Origin of the sequence: Mycobacterium sp. (assembly GCF_049278535.1) — a bacterium.
In the GTDB taxonomy this organism is placed as follows: domain Bacteria; phylum Actinomycetota; class Actinomycetes; order Mycobacteriales; family Mycobacteriaceae; genus Mycobacterium.
The window spans coordinates 1-20,617 of the sequence record NZ_JBAPMI010000200.1; the positions used below are offsets into that span (position 1 = coordinate 1).

21 protein-coding genes and 2 pseudogenes are annotated in these 20,617 nt (G+C 64.6%); 5 read left to right on the forward strand and 18 right to left on the reverse strand.

The window, feature by feature from the left end; genetic code table 11:
• Together WAO18_RS13695 and WAO18_RS13700 are read right to left on the reverse strand one after the other, a co-directional pair.
• The coding region (locus WAO18_RS13695) for an APC family permease (RefSeq protein WP_422206825.1) at positions 1 to 1,439 on the reverse strand (1,439 nt) is incomplete at its 3' end.
• Positions 1,440 to 1,714: 275 nt separating this feature from the next.
• A pseudogene (locus WAO18_RS13700) lies at positions 1,715 to 3,652 on the reverse strand (APC family permease); the annotation flags it as partial.
• Positions 3,653 to 3,810: 158 nt separating this feature from the next.
• Here WAO18_RS13700 and WAO18_RS13705 point away from each other — a divergent pair.
• The gene (locus WAO18_RS13705) at positions 3,811 to 4,566 is read left to right on the forward strand and encodes a GAF and ANTAR domain-containing protein (RefSeq protein WP_422206826.1); all 756 of its coding nucleotides are present in this window, start codon (positions 3,811 to 3,813) and stop codon (positions 4,564 to 4,566) included.
• A gap of 2 nt (positions 4,567 to 4,568) precedes the next feature.
• On the opposite strand, the gene WAO18_RS13710 is transcribed toward WAO18_RS13705, so the two are convergent.
• From WAO18_RS13710 to rplS, 4 genes are all read right to left on the reverse strand, one after another.
• Positions 4,569 to 4,874 (reverse strand): DUF2469 domain-containing protein, encoded by a 306-nt coding sequence (locus tag WAO18_RS13710; RefSeq protein ID WP_007171389.1) that lies wholly within the window; start codon positions 4,872 to 4,874, stop codon positions 4,569 to 4,571.
• 4 nt (positions 4,875 to 4,878) lie between these two features.
• Positions 4,879 to 5,718, reverse strand: a complete 840-nt coding sequence (locus tag WAO18_RS13715) for a ribonuclease HII (RefSeq protein ID WP_422206807.1) — start codon at positions 5,716 to 5,718, stop codon at positions 4,879 to 4,881.
• A gap of 2 nt (positions 5,719 to 5,720) precedes the next feature.
• On the reverse strand, positions 5,721 to 6,578 hold the full coding sequence (lepB, locus tag WAO18_RS13720; protein WP_422206808.1) for a signal peptidase I: 858 nt from the start codon (positions 6,576 to 6,578) through the stop codon (positions 5,721 to 5,723).
• Between the two features lie 70 nt (positions 6,579 to 6,648).
• Positions 6,649 to 6,990 carry a 50S ribosomal protein L19 gene (gene rplS, locus WAO18_RS13725; RefSeq protein ID WP_325694368.1) on the reverse strand — a complete coding sequence of 114 codons (342 nt, stop codon included), beginning with the start codon at positions 6,988 to 6,990 and terminating at the stop codon, positions 6,649 to 6,651.
• 260 nt (positions 6,991 to 7,250) lie between these two features.
• Between rplS and WAO18_RS13730 the strand changes: the two genes are divergently transcribed.
• Positions 7,251 to 8,138 (forward strand): hypothetical protein, encoded by an 888-nt coding sequence (locus tag WAO18_RS13730; RefSeq protein ID WP_422206827.1) that lies wholly within the window; start codon positions 7,251 to 7,253, stop codon positions 8,136 to 8,138.
• Here the strand turns inward: WAO18_RS13730 and trmD are convergent.
• The 6 genes from trmD to WAO18_RS13760 form a co-directional block, all read right to left on the reverse strand.
• Entirely contained in the window at positions 8,135 to 8,824 is a 690-nt protein-coding gene (gene trmD, locus WAO18_RS13735; RefSeq protein ID WP_422206809.1) for a tRNA (guanosine(37)-N1)-methyltransferase TrmD, read from the reverse strand. The genes WAO18_RS13730 and trmD overlap by 4 nt on opposite strands.
• Before the next feature lie 12 nt (positions 8,825 to 8,836).
• On the reverse strand, positions 8,837 to 9,358 hold the full coding sequence (rimM, locus tag WAO18_RS13740; protein WP_422206810.1) for a ribosome maturation factor RimM: 522 nt from the start codon (positions 9,356 to 9,358) through the stop codon (positions 8,837 to 8,839).
• A gap of 12 nt (positions 9,359 to 9,370) precedes the next feature.
• Positions 9,371 to 9,613: an RNA-binding protein gene (locus WAO18_RS13745; RefSeq protein WP_036354608.1), complete on the reverse strand. Its 243-nt coding sequence runs from the start codon at positions 9,611 to 9,613 to the stop codon at positions 9,371 to 9,373.
• Between the two features lie 8 nt (positions 9,614 to 9,621).
• Positions 9,622 to 10,167: a 30S ribosomal protein S16 gene (gene rpsP, locus WAO18_RS13750; protein WP_422206811.1), complete on the reverse strand. Its 546-nt coding sequence runs from the start codon at positions 10,165 to 10,167 to the stop codon at positions 9,622 to 9,624.
• A gap of 185 nt (positions 10,168 to 10,352) precedes the next feature.
• Positions 10,353 to 10,772, reverse strand: coding sequence for a nuclear transport factor 2 family protein (locus WAO18_RS13755; protein WP_422206812.1), 420 nt, complete (start codon positions 10,770 to 10,772; stop codon positions 10,353 to 10,355).
• 60 nt (positions 10,773 to 10,832) lie between these two features.
• The gene (locus WAO18_RS13760) at positions 10,833 to 11,318 is read right to left on the reverse strand and encodes a carboxymuconolactone decarboxylase family protein (protein WP_422206813.1); all 486 of its coding nucleotides are present in this window, start codon (positions 11,316 to 11,318) and stop codon (positions 10,833 to 10,835) included.
• A gap of 166 nt (positions 11,319 to 11,484) precedes the next feature.
• On the opposite strand from WAO18_RS13760, the gene WAO18_RS13765 reads away from it, so the two are divergent.
• Together WAO18_RS13765 and WAO18_RS13770 are read left to right on the forward strand one after the other, a co-directional pair.
• A complete protein-coding gene (locus tag WAO18_RS13765) occupies positions 11,485 to 12,354 on the forward strand; it encodes a D-alanyl-D-alanine carboxypeptidase family protein (RefSeq protein ID WP_422206814.1) in 870 nt (289 codons plus the stop codon).
• A 196-nt stretch (positions 12,355 to 12,550) separates the two neighbouring features.
• A complete protein-coding gene (locus WAO18_RS13770) occupies positions 12,551 to 12,949 on the forward strand; it encodes an STAS domain-containing protein (RefSeq protein WP_422206815.1) in 399 nt (132 codons plus the stop codon).
• A gap of 4 nt (positions 12,950 to 12,953) precedes the next feature.
• Here the strand turns inward: WAO18_RS13770 and WAO18_RS13775 are convergent, their stop codons facing one another.
• From WAO18_RS13775 to WAO18_RS13790, 4 genes and pseudogenes are all read right to left on the reverse strand, one after another.
• Complete coding sequence (locus tag WAO18_RS13775) at positions 12,954 to 13,550, reverse strand: TetR/AcrR family transcriptional regulator (RefSeq protein WP_422206816.1); 597 nt, start codon at positions 13,548 to 13,550, stop codon at positions 12,954 to 12,956.
• Between the two features lie 9 nt (positions 13,551 to 13,559).
• Positions 13,560 to 15,387: pseudogene (locus WAO18_RS13780) on the reverse strand (N-acyl-D-amino-acid deacylase family protein).
• A gap of 36 nt (positions 15,388 to 15,423) precedes the next feature.
• Positions 15,424 to 16,839: an MmgE/PrpD family protein gene (locus WAO18_RS13785; RefSeq protein ID WP_422206817.1), complete on the reverse strand. Its 1,416-nt coding sequence runs from the start codon at positions 16,837 to 16,839 to the stop codon at positions 15,424 to 15,426.
• Entirely contained in the window at positions 16,836 to 17,318 is a 483-nt protein-coding gene (locus tag WAO18_RS13790; RefSeq protein WP_422206818.1) for an NUDIX hydrolase, read from the reverse strand. Before WAO18_RS13790 ends, WAO18_RS13785 begins: the two co-directional genes overlap by 4 nt.
• Positions 17,319 to 17,543: 225 nt before the next feature.
• Here WAO18_RS13790 and WAO18_RS13795 point away from each other — a divergent pair, with 225 nt between their 5' ends.
• Positions 17,544 to 17,966, forward strand: coding sequence for a tautomerase family protein (locus WAO18_RS13795; RefSeq protein WP_422206819.1), 423 nt, complete (start codon positions 17,544 to 17,546; stop codon positions 17,964 to 17,966).
• Between the two features lie 22 nt (positions 17,967 to 17,988).
• On the opposite strand, the gene WAO18_RS13800 is transcribed toward WAO18_RS13795, so the two are convergent.
• Both WAO18_RS13800 and ffh read right to left on the reverse strand, forming a co-directional pair.
• Complete coding sequence (locus WAO18_RS13800) at positions 17,989 to 19,074, reverse strand: amidohydrolase family protein (protein ID WP_422206828.1); 1,086 nt, start codon at positions 19,072 to 19,074, stop codon at positions 17,989 to 17,991.
• Positions 19,056 to 20,609, reverse strand: a complete 1,554-nt coding sequence (ffh, locus tag WAO18_RS13805) for a signal recognition particle protein (RefSeq protein ID WP_422206820.1) — start codon at positions 20,607 to 20,609, stop codon at positions 19,056 to 19,058. Before ffh ends, WAO18_RS13800 begins: the two co-directional genes overlap by 19 nt.
• Positions 20,610 to 20,617 lie beyond the last annotated feature (8 nt).

Below are 20,617 nucleotides of genomic sequence, written 5' to 3' on the forward strand. Positions count from 1 at the left end.
AGCTCCATCTCCAAAACCGAGTTCTCGTCTCGGTATTCGCGGTTGAGTCGCATCAGTGCAAACACCAGGATCGGGAACACCACGATCACCAGCCAGGCGCCTTCGGTGAACTTCGCGATCGCGAAGATCAACACCACCGTCGTTGCCAGGATCGCCGCGGACAAGTTGATTGCCAGCTTGCGGCGCCAGCCCGGATCACGGTGGCCGAGATGGTATTTCGTCATGCCGTAGCCGCAGATCGAGAAGCCCATGAAGACGCCCATGGCGTAGAGCGGCACGACCGCGTCGACCGAGCCGTCGGTGACGAGGACCAGGGCCGTGGACGCCACGGTGAGCACGATGATGGCGTTGGAGAACACCAGCTTGTGCCCGCGCTTCATCATCGGCCGCGGCAGGAAGCTGTCCTCCGCGACGAAGCTGGTCAACGCCGGGAAGCCGTTGAAGCTGGTGTTGGCGCCGAAGAACAGGATCGTTGCGCTGGCCGCCTGCAACAGCGCGAACAGGACATGTCCCAGGGTCCCTGTGCCGAAGACCGCCCGGGCGATCTCGGACAGCATCGACGGGTATCCGGCGGCGTAGGGAGTGGCGTGGGTGATGTGGGCCAGCCAGATGACGCCGAACAGCAGGAACCCGAGCAGACACGCCATCATGGTCAACGCCCGGCGGGCGTTCGGGCCCTGCGGCTGGCGGAAGACGTTGACCGCGTCGGCGATCGCCTCGACGCCGGTCAATGATGTGCCACCGTTGGCGAACGAGCGCAATAGCACCAAGATCGTGGCGCCCATGACAATGCCGTTGCCCTGGTGAATCGGCACGGATCCGGCGATGTGCTCCGCGTCGTACTTCGGCAGGTTTCCGAGGATTTCGCGCACCACACCGGTGACGATCAGTGTCGTCATCATCGCGGCGAAGGCGTACACGGGGACCGCGAAGAGCCGGCCGGCCTCTTTCATACCGCGCAGATTGCCGAACGAGAGCAGCAGCAACGCGCCCACGGTGATCTCCAGGTGGTACTGGCCGAGGCTAGGAACTGCGGAGACCACCGCTACCGTGCCAGCCGAGCACTGGATGGCCACCGTAACCACATAGTCGATCAGCAGCGCGGCCGACGAGAGCTGCGCGACCTTGGGCCCGAAGTTGGCGCGCGCCACGATGTAGGAGCCACCACGCTGCGTGTAGACCATCACCACCTGCCGGTACGACGCGGTGACCAGCGCCAAGATCAACAGGATGACGCCCCCGAGCGGAAGGATCAGCGTGAACGCTGCCAGCCCGGCGGCCGGCAGCAGTTCGATCAAGATCTGCTCGGGACCATACGCCGTGGATGACACCGCGTCGGGCGAAAGTGCGCCTAGTGCAATGGGATTCGACAGACTCTCGTGCTCGAGATCCTCATTGATCAGCGGTTTACCCAGGAAAAACCGCTTCCATGCATCCATGAAAGTCAACGGAGCCTTGTGCTCGTCAGCCCGATTTACCACGGTGGTGCTCTTCCCCGCCCTCACGTCCAAAATACTTACGGAAAACTTACGCTCGTGAACGTTAGCGTCTCTGTGGGGGATTGGGTTACTCGAGGGGGTGCTACCAGCGACTATTCACAGCCAATTATCAAGGTGTGCCGGTCGCGGCGGGCGGCAGGCGATCAGAACGTTGGTGTCGTGGCCTGAGCTTTTCCGGTGGAATCCGACGATCGACCGGGGGTTGCGCCTTCACCGTCCCGTATTGCCCGTGCGACCCGCGAACCGACGTCGTAGGCCAGAATTTGGGCACTTGCGCCCGGAATCCGGCTGATCACCCGCGCCATCATGTCCGCGGTGCGGTCATGCAGGAGCCGGCCGGCCAGCGGCGAATACATTCGGCGCGGCAACAGCACCGTGACGGTGCTGTCGGGATAGTCGTCCTTGACCTGCGCTACGAACTGCTGGGCGGCGAGGCCGAGTTGCCGATCCGCGCAATCGATCATCCGAAGCTCGGTGCGGTAGCCGAAGCGCTGCCAGCGCACCTGGAGACGCGCCGCGTGAGCCTCGTCGAGAACGAAGTGCACGGCGGTCAGCTTGTCGGCCTGCAGTCCCTTTGCGTAACGCATCGCCTCGACCTCGGCCAGGTCAATGGAATCGATGAAGGCCACTACGTGGTGCCGCGCGTGCACAGTCGTGTCGGGACGCTCGGCGCGCGACATCTCCAACACCGACGCCTCAGCGCGGTACTGCTTGTTAAGCCGTATCAAGATCAAGACGAGCGCGGGAAAGACCACCACAATCAGCCAAGCGCCCTCGGTGAACTTCGCGATCGCGAAGATCAACACCACGATCGTGGACAAGATCCCGGCCGACAGGTTGACCACCAGCTTGTAGCGCCAGCCACTGCCGCGACGGGTCAGATGGTGTTTCGTCATGCCGTAACCGGCCATTGCGAACGCGCTGAACACTCCCATCGCAAACAGTGGCACCAACGCGTTGACCGAGCCACCGGTGGCGAGCAGAAGGACCATCGCCAGGATGGTCAGCGTGATGATGGCATTGGAAAAGACCAGCCGGTGACCGCGTTTCATCAACGGCCGCGGCAGAAAACTGTCCTCGGCGACAAAGTTGGCCAGCGCGGGAAAGCCATTGAAGCTGGTGTTGGCGCCGTTGTACAGAATCGCCGCACTGGCCGCTTGCAACAGGAAATACATGACGCTGCCGATCAGCCCGTTGCCAAACACCGCACGGCCAATCTCGGAAAGCATTGACGGATACCCCGCCACATAGGGAGTCGCGTGTGTGACGAATGCCAACCACGCCACCCCGACCAGCAACAGCCCCAGAATCCAGGCCATGATGGTCAGAACCCGACGAGCGTTGCGGCCTTCGGGCCGTCGAAAGAGGTTGACGGTGTTGGAGATCGCCTCGACCCCGGTCAGCGACGAGCCGCCGTTGGCGAACGCGCGCAGGATCACCAGCACCGTCGCCCCCATCACCAGACCATTGCCCTGATGGACCGGCACCGCCCCGTCCAGGTGGGCGGGGTCGTACGTCGGCAGACCCCCGAACGCCTCACGCACGACCCCGACCACGATCATCAGCGTGAGCATGGCGATGAACCAGTAGGTCGGCACCGCGAAGGTCCGGCCGGCCTCGCGCAGCCCACGCAGGTTGGCGAAGCAGAAAACCAGCACTGAGCCGAGGGTGATCTCCAAGCTATAGGGGCCAAGAGCCGGTACCGCCGAGGCCACCGCTACCGTGCCCGCCGCGCACTGGATCGCCACGGTAACGACGTAATCGATCAACAGCGCCGCCGCCGCGATCTGCGCCACCCGTGGCCCGAAGTTCTCCCGGGCCACGATGTAGGACCCGCCCGCCCGCGTGTAGGCCATCACGACTTGGCGATACGAGGCGGCGACCAAGGCCAGGATCAGCAGGATCACACCGATCAGCGGCAGCAGCAGCACAAACGCCGCCATCCCGGCGGCCGGCAGCAACTCGACCATGATCTGCTCGGGGCCATAGGCAGTCGATGAAATGGCGTCCGGCGAAAGTGCGCCCAACGCAACAGGATTCGACAGCTTTTCGTGATGAAGCTCGTCGGTGATCATCGGCTTGCCGAGCACAACACGCTTCCACGCGTCAACGAATGACGGCGCGATCTTCTGCTCGTCGGCCGGACTTGTCATCAAATATTCCTAACCGATGACAGCGCTTCTCGCCGAAATCCATACGGGATATTCGGGCATCCTTACGGGATTCTGACGCCGGCCCTTTTTCCAGCCATGTTTCGAGTGGGCGACGGAAACGGCGATACCGTGACAAGCTGTGCAAGCGGCTTGAAATGATGGACGACGTGGCAGACGAGGCAAATATCGGTTCCGAAGCAGAAGTGGCAGTAGATCCTGCCACGGTCTTCTCCGCGCTGGCCGAGATCATCTATCAGGGCTCGGAGACGAACCAGATCTACGCGGCGATCTGCGTCGCGGCGACCCTGGTGGTCACGGGATGCGATCACGCCAGCTTGCTGGTACGCCGCGACGGCCGCTATGTCACCGTCGGCGCCAGCGACAGCATCGCGCAGCGGGTCGACGACATGGAACGCGCGGCCGGTGACGGACCCTGCGTCGACGCGATCGAAGAAGAGACGCCGCAGATCGAGACCGACCTCACCACGCCGACTCAGTGGCCCAACTTGGCGGCCCGGATGGTCGCCGAGACGCCGGTGCGCGGCGCGATGGGTTTCCGCATCCTGGCCGACAAGCGTAAAACCGGTGCGCTCAATCTGTTCAGCGACAAGCCAAACGTCTTCGACACCGAGGCCGCCGGCCAGGCGGTCGTGCTCGCCTCGTTCGCCAGCGTGGCCATCAACGCCGTCGCGCAGGGCGAAGACGTCTCGACGCTGCGGCGCGGGCTGCTGTCCAATCGTGAGATCGGCAAGGCCGTGGGGATGCTGATGATGCTGCACGGTGTGGACGAGCAGGACGCATTCAACATCCTGCGCCGGTACTCGCAAGACCTGAACATCAAGCTCGCCGACGTGGCAAAGAACGTTATCGAAAACCGCGGCAAGCCGATGTTCGATGGCGGCGAGCAGCCCTAGGGCTACTCGGGCAGTCGCAACTCGGGTTTTTCAACCTCTTCGATATTGACGTCCTTGAAGGTGACCACCCGCACCTGCTTGACGAAGCGGGCCGGCCGGTACATGTCCCACACCCATGCGTCGGACAGTCGCAGCTCGAAATAGACCTCGCCGTCGGCATTGCGTGGAACCATCTCGACGCTGTTTGCCAGATAGAACCGGCGCTCAGTTTCTACGACGTAGCTGAACTGCCCCACGATGTCTTTGTATTCGCGGTACAGCGAGAGCTCCATCTCGGTTTCATACTTTTCGAGATCTTCGGCACTCATCGGCTCAGCCGTCCTTCTCCATCCATGCGTGGTCGCCCCGCTCCATCTTTCCCCACCCATCATCGGCCTGCTCACCCGGCTCGGCTGCATGGCCGGGCGCTCCCCCGCAAGCGGGGGGGACCCCTGCACCGGGCGGATACCGCCCCACATCGTCGACCGGCAGACACTCGGCCACCGTCTGGATACCCGATCCGGAAGCCACCCGTCGCACGTTGATGAACGAATGCCGATGCTGCGGACAAGGCCCCAATTCGGTCAGCGCAGCCGAGTGCGCCGCAGTGCTGTAACCCTTGTGCACCGCGAAGCCGTAGCCCGGATGATCGGTCTCCATCGCCACCATCAGCCGGTCCCGGCTGACCTTGGCCAGCACACTGGCCGCGGCGATGCACGCCGCCGCCGCATCGCCGCCGATCACCGGCAGCGACGGCACCGGCAGCCCTGGCACCCGAAAGCCATCGCTGAGCACGTAGCCAGGACGAACCGGAAGTCCGGCCACCGCCCGGCGCATGCCTTCGATGTTGGCCACGTGCACGCCGCGCCGATCGACCTCGGTCGACGGAATGAACACGACGTGATAGGCCAGCGCGTACCGGCAGATCAACGGGTACAGCTTCTCCCGCGCCTTCTCGGTCAGCTTTTTCGAATCATCAAGAGCAGCAAGACTTTCCAATCGACTCGGCCCTAGCACGCAGGCTGCGACGACCAGTGGGCCCGCGCACGCCCCGCGCCCGACCTCGTCCACCCCGGCCACGGGCCCGAGGCCGCCGCGGTACAGCGCGGACTCCAGCGTGCGCAAGCCCGTCGATTTGCGGATCACCGTCCGCGGCGGCCAGGTAGTGGCCATGCCTAGTGATTCTGCTGAGGATTCACCGCACGCACAGCACCCCACCGCGAGGGCGGCCACACAATGAACCTGGCCTTGCCGATGACGTTGCCGACCGGCACCGTGCCGGCCATCGGGTCAGCGGTGCACAGCAGTCCGTTCATCGCATCGCCGGGGGTACTGGTGCAGTGGGCGCGGGAGTCGGCCGAGTGAGTGCGGTTGTCCCCCATCACCCATAGCCGTCCCTGGGGAACGTGGACGGGCCCGAATTCGGGTCCCAGGCAGGGGTAGACGGCCGGGTCGGCGTTCAGCGTGGCCGGATCCAGATACGGCTCTGTCAACTTCTTGCCGTCGACCGTGAGCCCGATGTTGTTGCGGCACTGCACGGTCTGTCCACCTACCGCAATGACGCGCTTGACCAAGTCGTTTTCGTCAGGAGGCACAAAACCGATGAACGACAACGCGTTCTGCAGCGAACGGATCACGGCGTTGTGTGAGCGGATGGACTTGTAACCGATGTTCCACGGCGGCGGTCCCTTGAACACGATGACGTCACCGGGGTGCGGCGAACCGAAGCGGAAGGTGACCTTGTCGACCATAATCCGGTCGCCGACGCAACCCGCGCAGCCGTGCAGCGTGGGTTCCATCGATTCCGATGGGATGAGGTACGGACGGGCCACGAACGTCAACATGACGTAGTAGAGCACCAGCGCAATGACGGCCAGGATCACGGTTTCCCGCAGCGCCGCCCGCTTCTTTCCGGCGTGATCGTCCGCGTCCGCCGAATCCGGCTCCGCTACGGCAGGGGGGCTTGTCGCGACTTCTGGATCGGCCGTACCGGAATCGGGTTGACCCTCAGGCGAGTCGGTCGGTTCAGTCACGGGTTCAGCGTAGCCAGCGTCGCCGCGCGACTCGGCAGGGCCGCCGCAGAAACGCCGCCCGCGCTGAAAATCAGCGCTTTTCCTTGATCTTGGCTTTCTTACCGCGCAGCTCGCGCAGGTAGTAGAGCTTGGCGCGACGAACGTCACCGCGCGTCACCACGTCGATGTGGTCGATGTTGGGCGAGTGCACCGGGAAGGTTCGCTCGACGCCGACGCCGTAGCTCTCCTTGCGAACGGTGAAGGTCTCGCGGACCCCGCCACCCTGGCGGCGCAACACGACACCCTTGAACACCTGGATGCGCTCTTTGGCGCCCTCGATGACTTTCACGTGCACATTGATCGTGTCGCCGGGATTGAAGGCCGGGAGGTCGTCGCGCAGCGACGTCTTGTCGACGAAGTCCAGCGTGTTCATGGCGGAAGACACTTCCTTGCGGTCGCGGCTGCGTGCTGCTGCTCACCGCTGCGAACGGGTGGGCCGGCAACCTAGCCGATGGGTTTCGGGCATCTGGGTCATCTCGCGATAAGCGGGAGCGGGCCGTCCGGCCGACAACCGCTGGAGACAACTGGTCAATTGTGCCAGATCGGGCCCACGCAGCGAAATCACGACGAATCGCGGCTGCGGATTCCCCCGTCCTGACGTGGGCGACTGGTACACATGACCGTGAAATGACCATGCGAATGCGGCTGCCGATCTTACTGATCGCCACCGCGGCGATGCTGACGACGTCGGCCACGAGCTGCGCAAAGGTGTACGGCTCGCCCGCGCGTCCGGCGCCGGCCGTCCCCGAATCACCGCCGGGGGTGGCGGCCGCCGCGTTCGACGGATTGCCGGCCCGTATCGCGCAGGCGACCGAGGCCGCCGCCGCAGACGGCGCCATCATCTCGGTTGCGGTGCTCGACCGGGTCACCAACCAGATGCTTTCCAACGGCAACGACCAGCTGGTCGCGATCGCATCGGTGGCCAAGCTATTCATCGCCGACGATCTGCTGGCGCAGGGATCAAGCGGCCCCGACCCTGCCCTCGCGTCGCCGGACCGCCCGGCGCTGGACAGCATGCTGCGCTCCTCCGACGATGACGCCGCGGAGACATTCTGGGCCGCGCGCGGCGGCGAGACGATCATCGACGACGTCGTGGGCCGGTACGGGCTGAGGTCCACCACCGCGCCCGGCGACGGGCAGTGGTGGAACACGATGAGCTCGGTCTCCGACCTGGTCCACTACTACGACGCGCTGCTCGACGGGTCCGGTGGGCTGTCGCGCGAGCGCTCGCAGGTCATCATCAACGACCTTGCCGGCTCCACGGCTACCGGGGCCGACGGCTACCCGCAGCGATTCGGCATTCCCGACGGGCTCTACGCCGAACCAGTCGCCGTCAAGCAGGGATGGATGTGCTGCATGGACGGCGGCAGCTGGATGCACCTGTCGACGGGCATCGTCGGCGCGGACCGGCGATACGTCATGGTGATCGAGTCGCTGCAACCCTCAGACGACGCCACCGCGCGGGCGACGATCACCCAGGCGGTCAAGACGATGTTTCCGTCCGGGCGGATCCGCGCCTAACCGCGGTCCGGACGCCACAGATCGGGACGGCGTTCGCGGGTCCGTTGCTCAGCGGCCTGCCGCCGCCACTCCTGGACGCGGACATGATCGCCGGACAACAGCACCTCGGGGACGTCGAGTCCGCGCCAGCTCGGTGGCCGGGTGTACGACGGACCCTCGAGTACACCCCCAGAATGCGAATCGTCTTGGTGAGAAAGAGGATTGCCCAACACGTTTGGCATCAGGCGCAGTACCGCTTCGATCATGACCAGCGCCGCGGACTCCCCTCCCGGCAAGACGTAGTCTCCGATCGACACCTCTTCCACCCGCATCCGGGTGCCGGCTTCCTCGACGACCCGCTGGTCGATCCCCTCGTAACGGCCACACGCGAACACCAGATGCGATTCGCCGCCCCATCGTTGCGCGGTCGCTTGCGTGAATAATGTGCCCGCAGGCGTCGGAACCACGAGAAGCGTTTCCTGCGAACAGATCTCGTCTAGCGCCTCACCCCACACCGGCGCTTTCATCACCATCCCGGGACCGCCGCCATATGGCGAGTCGTCGACCGAGCGGTGCACGTCGTGCGTCCACCGACGCAGGTCGTGCACGTCGAGCTGGACCAGGCCTGTTTCTATCGCCTTGCCCGGCAACGACTCTCGCAGCGGATCCAAGTATGACGGGAAGATCGTCACGACGTCGATTCTCATCACGTTGCGCCCTCAGCTCTCCAGGTCCAGGAGCCCCTCGGGCGGATCGATGTCAACAACACGATCCTCCAGTGACACCGACGTGACGATCGCGCTGACGAACGGCACCAGCAACTCGCCGCCCTCGTCGCGATTGACCGCCAGCAGTTCACCGCCCGCGGTGTGTAAAACCTCGGCGATGACTCCGATTTCGCGGCCCGCGGTGCTGCGCACTCGAAGACCCTCGAGCTGGTGGTCGTAGAAGGTATCCGCCTCGTAGATGGGCGGCAGGTCCGTGGAGTCGATGACGAACCTGCTGCCCCGCAGGGCGTCGGCGGCATGACGATCGGCGACGCCGGACAACCGCACGAGGAGGCGGTTGCCATGCGGCCGCACCGTTTCGATGGCGTAGTTGTGCTCGCGACGATCAGAACCCTTGGCGCGCAACACCGCGCCGGGTGCGAACCGCAGCTCCGGGTCATCGGTGCGCACTTCGACGACGAGTTCACCGGTGACGCCGTGCGCTTTGACGACGCGCCCGACTGTCAACTCCAAGGGAGTTCTCCGCTACTGGTCGGTGTCCACCACGTCGACGCGAATGCCGCGACCGCCGATTCCTGCGACGAGTGTGCGCAGCGCGGTCGCGGTACGCCCACCGCGACCGATCACCTTGCCCAGATCGTCGGGGTGAACGTGCACCTCGACGGTCCGGCCACGCCTGCTGGTCACCAGATCGACGCGTACATCATCAGGGTTGTCGACGATCCCGCGGACCAGATGCTCGACGGCGTCGACGACGACGGTACTCATGGTGGTGGTCAGCTTTCGTTCGCCGGTGCGGCCTGCTCGCCGTCGGCAGCCGGCGCGGCCTCAGCGGCCGGCGCAGCCTCATCGGCCGGCTTCTCAGCAGCCGGCGCAGCCTCATCGGCCGGCTTCTCGGCGTCGCCGGCTTTCTCGGCGGCGGCCTTCTTCGCCGGAGCCTTCTTCTTCTTCGGCGCCGCAGCCTCGGTGTCGGGACCACCATCGGCGGCGGCCAGGGCGGCGTTGAACAGCTCGAGCTTGCTCGGCTTGGGCTCGGCGACCTTCAGCCTGCCTTCAGCGCCGGGCAGCCCCTTGAACTTCTGCCACTCGCCGGTGATCTTCAGCAGCTTGAGGACCGGCTCGGTGGGCTGAGCCCCCACCGACAGCCAGTACTGGGCGCGCTCGGAGTCGATCTCGATCAGGCTCGGCTCCTGTTTGGGGTGATACCGGCCGATCACCTCGATGGCCCGTCCCTCACGGCGAGTCCGCGAGTCGGCGACTGCGATGCGGTACTGCGGGTCGCGGATCTTTCCGAGCCGGGTGAGCTTGATTTTTACAGCCATGGTGACGCAACTTCTCCTACGGGTGTCACGCTGCAATTCAGCGATCCGGGCGGATGCCAGAATCCGGTTTTGCCGCACGTGTGTGACCGCCGGACAAGCACCGCGGTGACGGTGGGTCGCGCGGCGGACAGCCGCCTATTGTGCCAGAGCGGGCGTGAAGTCAGAAATTGACGCCGACGGCTGATCTACATGACCTTCTGGAGGCACTTGCTTTCCACCCGGCGAGTCATCCGCCACCCACCCGCGGTGCGGACGAACTCGTCGTCGTACCACAACGCGCAGAACATCACCTGTTCCTTCTCGCCGCCCAGCACCATCGGGTTGAAGCAGAACGTCCGTGACGACGCGGTGTCGCCGTCGAGGCGCGCCGAGAAGTTGCCGAGCATGTGGGCGTACATCGGGAAGTTCGGCAGGACCTCCGCCAACCAGGCCTTCACCTCCGGATAGCGGCCTTCGATGCCGCCGAGAGCGGTGTAGTCGATATAGGCGTCCTGGGTGAACACCGCGTCGAGGTCGTCGAAGCGACGCGTGTCGATCGCGGTCGAGTAATCAACGAGTAGCTGCTGGATTTCCAACCGGTCCGAGATTTCCGCGTGGCTCAACATGAGTCGATTGAACACGACATGGCGGTTGGTGCTGAAGCGCCGTCAGCATTTTGATGTCTGTCAGTTCCCCTGCGTTTCAGTATTTTTACCGAGTTTCGCGCTGACGGCGGCAGGCGGCGCACGGAAGCTGATGGCCAGCCGGTTGTAGGTATTCATCATCCCGATAGCGATCGTCAGGTCGACCAGTTCCTTGTCCTCGAAATGCTCCGAGACCTGCGCATAGGCGCTGTCGGGCGCACCGGTGGTCGATATCCGGGTAACGACCTCCGCCCAGGCCAGGGCGGCGCGTTCCCTGGCATCGAACAGTTCACCCGCTTCCTCCCACACCGGAACCAGGGCGATAGTTTCGGTCGGAACTCCCAATTCGCGCAGTTCCCTCGAGTGCATGTCGATGCAATAGGCACACCCGTTGATCAGCGACACCCGCAGGTACACGAGGGTCAGTAGCACCGGCGACAAACCCGATTGGGCCACATAGGCATGAACGCCACCGAGTGCTTTCACACCTCGCGGAGCGGCCTGTGCGTAGTCCATTCGTTCACTCATCGTTGTCTCCGGGATTCTTTAAAGCGGCAGCGGCGAGGCTATGCCGTGTGGGGTGCGGATACTTCGACCAACGTGGAGAGGCGGAAATCTCTTCCAGGCTCACATGGGCCGATTGAACACCTCCGCGGGCGACGGCAGAGTGTGCGGGCCGGTAGTGTGCGTGCCCATGCGGAAGCTTCTCGCCGCAGTCGCGGCTGCCTGCTCCATTATCGGCTCCGGCGCAACTGCGTGGGCTGACGCCGGCGTTCAACCGGTCGGGTCGGTGCCCATCCCCGATGGCCCGGCGCAGACCTGGCTGGTCGCGGATCTCGATTCGGGTCAAGTGCTGGCGGCACGCGACGAGAACCTTCGCCATCCGCCCGCCAGCACCATCAAGGTGTTGTTGGCGCTGGTGGCCCTCGACGAGCTGAGCCTGGACTCGACCGTGGTCGCCGATCCGGCCGACAGCCAGGTCGAATGCAACTGTGTGGGCGTCAAGGCCGGTCGCACATACACCACGCGCCAGCTGCTGGACGGGCTGTTGCTGGTGTCGGGCAACGACGCGGCCAACACACTGGCGCACATGCTGGGTGGCCAGGGCGCCGCGGTGGCCAAGATGGACGCCAAAGCGGCATCGCTGGGCGCGGTGAACACCCATGCGTCGACCCCGTCGGGTCTGGATGGGCCTGGTGGATCGGGTTGGTCGACGGCCCACGACCTGGCCGTCATCTTCCGCGCGGCGATGGCCAACCCGGTGTTCGCCCAGATCACCGCCGAGCCGTCGGCGATGTTCCCCGGGGATAACGGCGACCACCCAATCGGCAACCACGATGAGTTGTTGACGCGCTATCCCGGTGCGATCGGCGGCAAGACCGGCTTCACCGATGCCGCACGCAAGACCTTTGTCGGCGCCGCAGCTCGAGGGGGCCGCCGCTTGGTGGTAGCCATGATGTACGGCCTGGTGCACGAGGGCGGACCAACCTACTGGGATCAGGCCGGTGGTCTGCTTGACTGGGGCTTCGCCCTCAGCCCCCAATCGGGGATCGGCACGCTGTAGGTCGTTGACGACACCCGCCGCGCTTTCGGCTAGTCTTCCAGTGCCGTGGCAATCTATTGCACAAGAGTTTAATAGATTGCCCGCGACGTCCGGTCGACAGATGTCGACACTGTCCGTGGGTTGAGTCGACAGCCATTGCCAACGATGTCCGCGTCGTTTGTAGCCGGCGCCGGTGTCCGTAAGGAATGAGAGATCGATGATGGCCGAAAACCAACAGGCGGCATCAGGTTCGCCACCTCAATCCGACAAAGACGACTTCAGCACCCGCGAATCTGAGGTCGAGGAGCTGGCCGTGGTAGCCGTCAGCGGAAGCGTGGACATGCTCACCGCTCCCGGGCTGGCCGAGGCTATCGACTCCGCGCTCGCCAAAAAGCCGAAAGGCCTCATCGTCGACTTGTCGAAAGTCGAGTTTCTCGGCTCGGCCGGCATCAGCGTCTTGATGAAGACCCGCGACAACCTCGGCGAGTCGACCCCGTTCTGCGTGGTCGCCGACGGGCCCGCCACGCACCGGCCGCTCACCTTGCTGGGCATCCACGAACTTATGAGCCTGTGCCGCCGGCTGGACGACGCGGTCAGCAAACTCACTGACAGCTAGCCGGTCAGGCCGGCAGGCCGATCCCGCTCAACAACGACGACAACAGCGCGATCCGCCTGTCCTCGATGTCGGGTTGCGGCAGCACCGCCCGAAGCATCGCCGCTCCGTCAAAGGCGTTGGTCAATAACGCCACCAGGACCGGGAACGTGTCCGGCGAGAAACTCTCGGCACCGGGTAAGACGCGCGCGGCGTCGCAGATCTTGCTGGTGTACTGCTCGAGAACGTGTTGCAGAGTGGCATTGAGCTTTTCGTCGGTGCGCGCGGCAATCATCAGCTCGTAGAGCACCGCGTTGGTGGAGCTGCTGGTGATATCACGCAGGATTGTCAGTCCCGCCTCCAGCGCCAGCCGGTCGGACGGTATCGCGGCGACCTGCTTGGTGAACGAATCCAGCTGGCGCCGAAGCACTTCGTACGCGGTGGCCGCCATGAAGTCGCCCATAGTGTCGAAATGCCGGAACAGGGCGCCGACGGAAACCCCGGCGCGCTTGGTGATCACGGCCGCAGAGGCCCGCGCGTATCCGACCTCGACGATCGTCGCGATGCTGGCCTCGAGCAGTCGCGCCACCGTCTCTTCGCGGCGCTGCTGCTGGGTCCTTGCCATCTGCAATACCTACGCGTTCGAGCCGGCAAGCTGTGGTCGGCCCGCACCGGCCCGCAAGTAGCGACCGGATTTCACCGTCTTCCCGTAACCCTCACGGAATTCGCCGTTGCGGAACACGATTGCACCGCCCACACCGGTGGCCACGACCGTGGCGTCGTTGCGATTGACCATGCGGCTGAGGTCTCCGTAGAACGGGACCTTCTCCTCGTGATAGGAGTCCACCGAGTCGTCGAGGCTGGCGGGATCGATGACAACGAAGTCGGCGCGGTCACCTTCCCGCAGCGTGCCGGCGTCCAGGCCGAACCATTCGGACACCTCGCCGGTAAGGCGGTAGACCGCGTGCTCGATGGTCATGAACGGCTCACCGTCGCGGTAGCCGTCCAGCACACGCTTGAGCAGTCGCAGAGAGGAGTTGTAGAACGCCATGTTGCGAAGATGCGCTCCGGCGTCGGAGAAGCCCATGTGGATGCTCGGCTCGATGGCCAGCTTGTTCAGCTGCTTGGGCCGATGGTTGGCGACGATGGTCGTCCAGCGCACGTTGCGCTCACCGTTTTCGACCAGGACATCGAGGAACGCGTCCAGTGGGTGCAGCCCGCGCTCCTTGGCGATCGCTCCGAAGCTCTTGCCGATCAGTGCCTGGTCGGGGCATTCGACAATCACCGCTTCGTGAAAGTCTTTGTGCCACAGCGACGGTCCGAGCTTGACACGGTCGAACTGGCGACGGAACTTGCGGCGGTACTCCGTGTCGGCCAGTAACTCGTTGCGCTCCAGCTGGTCTCGTAGGTGCAGCGCCGCAGTTCCGGCGCCGAACTCTTCGAAGACCGGTAGGTCGATGCCGTCGGAATACAGCTCGAAGGGCACCGGTAGGTGCTGGAAACGCACCTTCGAGCGCAGAACGAAGTTCATCAGCCGGGTGCCCAAACCAAAGACGTGCACAGCCAACGGCATCGACTTGGCGTCGGCCGATACCAGCAGGCTCATCCGAACCGCCTTGCGCAGCCCGAACAGTGGGCTACTGGACAGGAAGAACAGCAGACCGGATTCGGCTTTGGCGACGTTGGGCGCGCTTTGCAGAATCCGGCCACGCTTGCGCAGCACCTTGATCAGCTTGCGGCGTTCCCGCCATGTCGCGAAGGTGGACGGCAGCGCACGGGAGCGGAAGCGGTCACCGTCGAGTTTGTCGATCGCCGCGTCCATCCCGGACATGCCGAGCATGCCGGCCTCGAGCGCGTCGTCCAGCAACGCGGCCATCTTGTCGAGCTCGGCGTCGGTGGGCTCCACGTCGCGGGTGGTGGCGCGCTCAAGGCCGAGCACCGAGGTTCGCAGATCCGAATGACCAAGCAACGAGCTGACATTGGGGCCCAGCGGGAGGCTGTCGATTGCCTCGACGTACTCCGCCGGCGTCGACCAGGTCTTGTTGTCCTGCAAAGCGCCCAGGACGAACTTGCGCGGCACGGCCTCGACCCGGCTGAAAAGGTCGGCGGCATCGTCGGCGTCGGCGTAGACGGTCGACAGCGAGCACATGCCGAGCAAGACCGTGGTGACACCGTGGCGGACCGACTCGCGCAATCCGGGGTCCAGCAGCACCTCGGCGTCGTAATGGGTGTGCACGTCGACGAATCCGGGGACGACCCACTTACCCTTCGCGTCGATGATCTCGGGGCAGCCGGTCTCGTCCAACGGAGTTGACGACACCGTGCACACGGCACCGTCGCGGATGCCCAACGTGCGGGTTTGCGGCGTGCTGCCGGTTCCGTCGAACCACAATCCGTCGCGAATGATCACGTCGTAGCTCACTATCGTCCTCCGCATCGTTGGGGTGTCGCCAAGCTAGCATAGATAGCGAGTACTCGCAATCTTTTATATCGCTGCGCTAGAACCGTCCCCTGGTGCGCGGCCGCTGCGCCGATGGACTCACCGCACCGAGCAGCGCCGTGAGCTCGGCGACCGAGATCTCGTCCAGGCGGTGCACGGCGTCGATGATCTGGGCACGCAGCGCATCGTCGGCGAACGGTTCGGCGAGCCAATGGAATTTCTCCACCACCCGATCCCATGACAGCGGCCGAGTGGGTGATCCCTCGAAGTCGGACTGTTCGCGGTGAACCTCACGACCGTCGTTGAGTGCGATCTGCACGCGAGCCGCAGTGCGTTCGGGATAGGCCTCGGTCAGATCGGCCGCGGCACGGACAATTACCCGCGCAAGCAGATCTTGGACATCATCGCGGCGGACTCGTTGTGTCTCAAGCTGTTCGGGACCGACCTGACCGTCCAGCAGGGCGGCGGCCACCAGATACTTGAGGTTGTAATCCGCCTGCTCTTTGGTCGACGGGTGGTCCTTGTTGCCGTAACGGCCGCCGCCGGCGATGTCGAATGCACCTTGGAAGACCTCGAGTGTCACGGCCGCGACGTCGGCGCCGGTGATGCCGTGCTCGTCGCGAAGCGCCAGCGTCGCATCGATCACCACCTGGCCGTGGATCAGCGCGCAATACTGCTTGAGGTAGGTCTGCTCGACGGCGATCAGTGCGCGGTCGGATGTGCGCAGGTCGATTCGCTGATCGAACAACTGCTCGAGGCCAGTGGGGCCTTCGAAAAGCGCACGGGGGCCGGTGATTCCGCGGCCGGCAAGCATCGTGGCATAGACAGCGCGCATCCCGGTGATGGCCGGCGAGATGCCCTTCCATGTCGACACCGGTTCGGTGTGCACGGCCGCGAGCGACACGTTGTCCACCGCGGAGGCGGCGACGGCGTCGCCGGTCTGGGCCACGCCAAGGCCGAGCAGCTTCGCCGAGCCCGCCGCAGCCGAGATTCCCAGCTGCAGCGCGTGGTTGAGTCCGCGAGCCATCACGGGAACCTGTGCGCTGAAACGGCATTGGACCTCGTAGGCGATCGCGAGAGCCAGCAGGAAGTCCGATCCGCTGGCCTCGACATGCTCGGCGACGGCCAACACAGCTCCGAAGTTGTCTGCCGGGTGGCACAAACCGCCAGGAGTCAGATAGGTATCCAGTAGATCGGGGTAGCGCACCAGCACCGCGTTGAAGAAGGCGGCCTGATCCACCGACGCGCGTCCGCCGCCGACGAAAGTCGCGGTCGGGCGGCCGCTGAACTGTTCGGCGTGTGCGCGGATCGCGGGAATGAGTTCGCCGTCGAGTGCGCCGATCGCACAGGCGATGCTGTCCAGGACATTGCGTTTCAGCGTCGTTCGCGTGTGGTCACTCAGGTCTGACCGGGCGGAGTCGACGACGAATCGGCCCAATTGGTCGACGGTGTATGCGGCGTGTGCATCGGTCACGACGAGCTTCTTTCGAAAACTGTTGGAGCGCTGAGATTGTCCTCTCTGGCGAGCTCGATGCGCCGGCACATGTCAGCGGACATGGTCGGCATCTCGCTAGGTCCGAACCAGCGGGCTTCGAGACTCTCGTCATCGGCGGCGAACGGTTCTCCCCCGGTCCAGTCCATCCGGAACACGTGGTCGAGATACTGCGCGTGATCACCGTTGGCATGCACGATCGGGCGGGTGACGTGCACCCAGGCCAACCGTTGCGCGGTCGAGTGAACACCGGCTTCTTCGAACACTTCGCGCACAGCACAATCCGCAGGGCCCTCACCTGGCTCGACAATCCCGGTCACCGGGGTCCAGGCTTGGTTATCGGACCGTTTCACCAGCAGCACCTGCCCATCGCGGATGACGATAGCGGTGACGCCGAGCAACCACAGCGGTGCGTGTCCGACGTGCCGACGAAGCTCGACGATGAATTCCGGGATCGGCATAATCCCGTTTCTAACAGAGCCCGTCACGAGGGCATGTCCGGTGGCTGAAACCGGATCCCGTGAACCGCTCCAGTACTGCAGACTTGTGTCTGTTACGCACGGGGTATTCATCTCTAAGCTTGTCACCCGACGGGCCCGGCGAGTCGCCGCGAATGCTAGCCAGAGAGACATCGTTGTCACGCCCAATTTCTCGTTCCCTGATCGGCCCTGGAAAGGACAGCTGTCATGCCACTCGCACGGATCGACCTCATCGAGGGCAAGTCGGTGGAATACCGCCGCACCATCGCAGACGTCGTGTACGACAAGATGATCGAATGTCTGGGGGTGCCCGAGGATCGATTTCAGACCATCACTGAACACAAGGCGGAGAACTTCTTTTTCGACCGCGACTACCTCAGTCTCTACCGGTCCGAAAACTGCATCTTCATACAGCTGATCTTCCTCGACGTCGCGAGCCCTGAGCAGAAAGCCGCGTTCTATAGGGCGGTCGTAGACCAGTTGCACGAGAAGCTGCAGGTAAGGGGGGAGGACGTTTTCTTCAACCTCATGACGGTCGACTCGCCAGACTTTTCCATGGGCAACGGCGAGGCCACTTACATCAACGGGGTACCGACCGATCGTCTCGACCCAAATTCCATCGAGGGCTGACCGACTCGCCCAGTTCGACCGTTCAGTAGAACTGGCCGCGCAGGACCACCACGTCCGCGCGCTGCAGTACCTCAGGGCCGTAACGGGGATCGTCGTAGTAGCACAACATGTCTGCCGAAGCGCCATCGTCCAAGCCTGGACGGTCGAGCCACTCACGGGCGTCCCAGCACGCCGCGCCGAGCGCGTCGGTGGGGGTCATCCCGATGCGAGTCAACGCCTCGACTTCGTCGCCGATCCGCCCGTGGGCGATCATGCCGCCCGCATCGGTGCCGGCATAGATCGGTACGCCGGCCTCGCGGGCCGCGGTCAACCGGGGGTAGCAGTTCGCATAGAGGTCGCGCATGTGCGCGGCGTAGGTCGGATATTTTCCGGCGGCGTCGGCGATGCCGGGAAAGTTCTCGACGTTGATCAGCGTTGGGACCAAGGCGGTTCCGTGTTCGACCATCGACTCGATGGTGTCGTCGGTGAGCCCGGTGCCGTGCTCGATGCAGTCGATGCCACCCTTGATCAGTCCGGGCAGCGCGTCCTCGCCGAAGACGTGCGCGGTGACTCGCGCACCGTGAGCATGGGCGGCGTCGATCGCTGCCTTGAGCACGTCGTCGGACCACAGTGGCGCCAAATCGCCTATGCCACGGTCGATCCAGTCGCCCACCAGCTTGACCCATCCGTCGCCACGTCGCGCCTGCAGCGCCACCGCCTCCGGGAGCTGTGATTCGTCCTCGATGTCTATTGGCAGGCCGGGGATGTACCGCTTGGGACGGGCCAGATGCCGCCCGGCCCGAATGATGCGGGGCAGGTCGTCGCGATCGTCGAGGCTGCGGGTGTCGATCGGCGATCCGCAGTCGCGCAGCAGCAACGCGCCGACATCGCGGTCCGCCTCGGCTTGGGCGATCGCCTCGTCGAGTTCGACGGCGCCTCCCGGCCCCAGCCCTACGTGGCAGTGCGCATCGACCAGCCCGGGGATAATCCAGCCGCCGTCGAAAATCGTGTCAGCGCCGCCGACCGGTTCGCGGCTGATTCGGCCGTCAACGATCCACAGTTCGATGGGTTCTTCGTCCGGTAGCCCGATCCCTCGAACGTGTTGCGGCACTAGTTGTGGCCCGGGAATTTCAGCTTGGACAAATCGAAATCGGCCAGCCCGGGCGGCAATTCGTCCAGACCCTCCGGCATGTTGGACAGATCGGGGAATCCGGCCGGCAGGCCGGCGCCGAGCGGGCCGCGGACCTTCGGCGGCGTCGGCCCGCGCTTCTTGCCCTTCTTGCCCTTGCCTTTTGCGTTCTTTCTGGTCGCCGACTTTCGCCCCAACCCGGGTATGCCCATGCTGCTGACCATCGAGGACATCATCTTGCGGGCCTCGAAGAAACGGTCCACCAATTGATTGACCTCGGACACCGTCACACCCGAGCCATTGGCAATGCGCAGGCGGCGTGAGGCGTTGATGATCTTCGGGTCGGCCCGCTCTTGCGGTGTCATGCCGCGAATGATGGCCTGCAACCGGTCGAGTTGGCTGTCGTCGACGGCGGCCAGGGCCTCTTTCATCTGGCCTGCACCGGGCAGCATCCCCAGCAGATTGCCGATCGGGCCCATCTTGCGGATCGCCAGCATCTGCTCGAGGAAGTCCTCCAGCGTCAGTTCGCCGGACCCGATCTTGGCCGCGGCGGCTTCGGCCTGCTCGGCATCGAAAACCTGCTCGGCCTGCTCGATCAGGCTCAGCACATCGCCCATGCCCAGGATGCGGCTGGCCATCCGGTCCGGGTGGAAGACGTCGAAGTCTTCCAGCTTCTCCCCGGCAGATGCGAAAAGAATTGGCACGCCAGCGATTTCGCGAACTGACAGCGCTGCACCACCGCGGGCGTCGCCGTCCAGTTTGGTCAGCACCACACCGGTGAAACCGACGCCTTCGCCGAACGCCTGCGCGGTTGCCACCGCGTCCTGACCAACCATCGCGTCCAAGACGAAGATCGTCTCATCGGGATTGACGGCGTCGCGGATGGCGGCGGCCTGGCGCATCATCTCCTGGTCGATACCCAGCCGGCCGGCGGTGTCGACGATCACGACGTCGAAGTGCTTGGCTCGGGCCTCTTCGAGGCCTGCCGCGGCGACGGCGACCGGATCACCGGGCGCGGCCGCATGGTCGGTCTCCGCCGAGGTGCCCGGGTGCGGCGCGAACACCGTGACACCGGCCCGCTCCCCCACGATCTGCAACTGGTTGACCGCGCCCGGCCGCTGCAAGTCGCAAGCGACCAGCAGTGGGGTGTGGCCCTGGTTGCGCAGCCACAGCGCCAGCTTGCCGGCCAGCGTGGTCTTACCGGAGCCCTGCAGGCCGGCCAGCATCACCACCGTCGGCGGCGTCTTGGCGAATGCCAGCTGGCGGGTCTGCCCACCGAGGATGCCGATCAGTTCCTCGTTGACGATCTTGACGACTTGCTGGGCCGGGTTGAGGGCGCCGGACACCTCCGCGCCCTTGGCGCGATCTTTTATTCGACCGACGAACGCCCGGACCACCGGCAGCGAAACGTCGGCCTCGAGCAGCGCCAGCCGGATTTCGCGGGTGGTGGCGTCGATGTCGGCGTCGGTCAGCCGGCCCTTGCCGCGAAGTCCTTGCAGGGCACCGGTGAGCCGATCGGACAGCGATTCAAACACGCGGACCA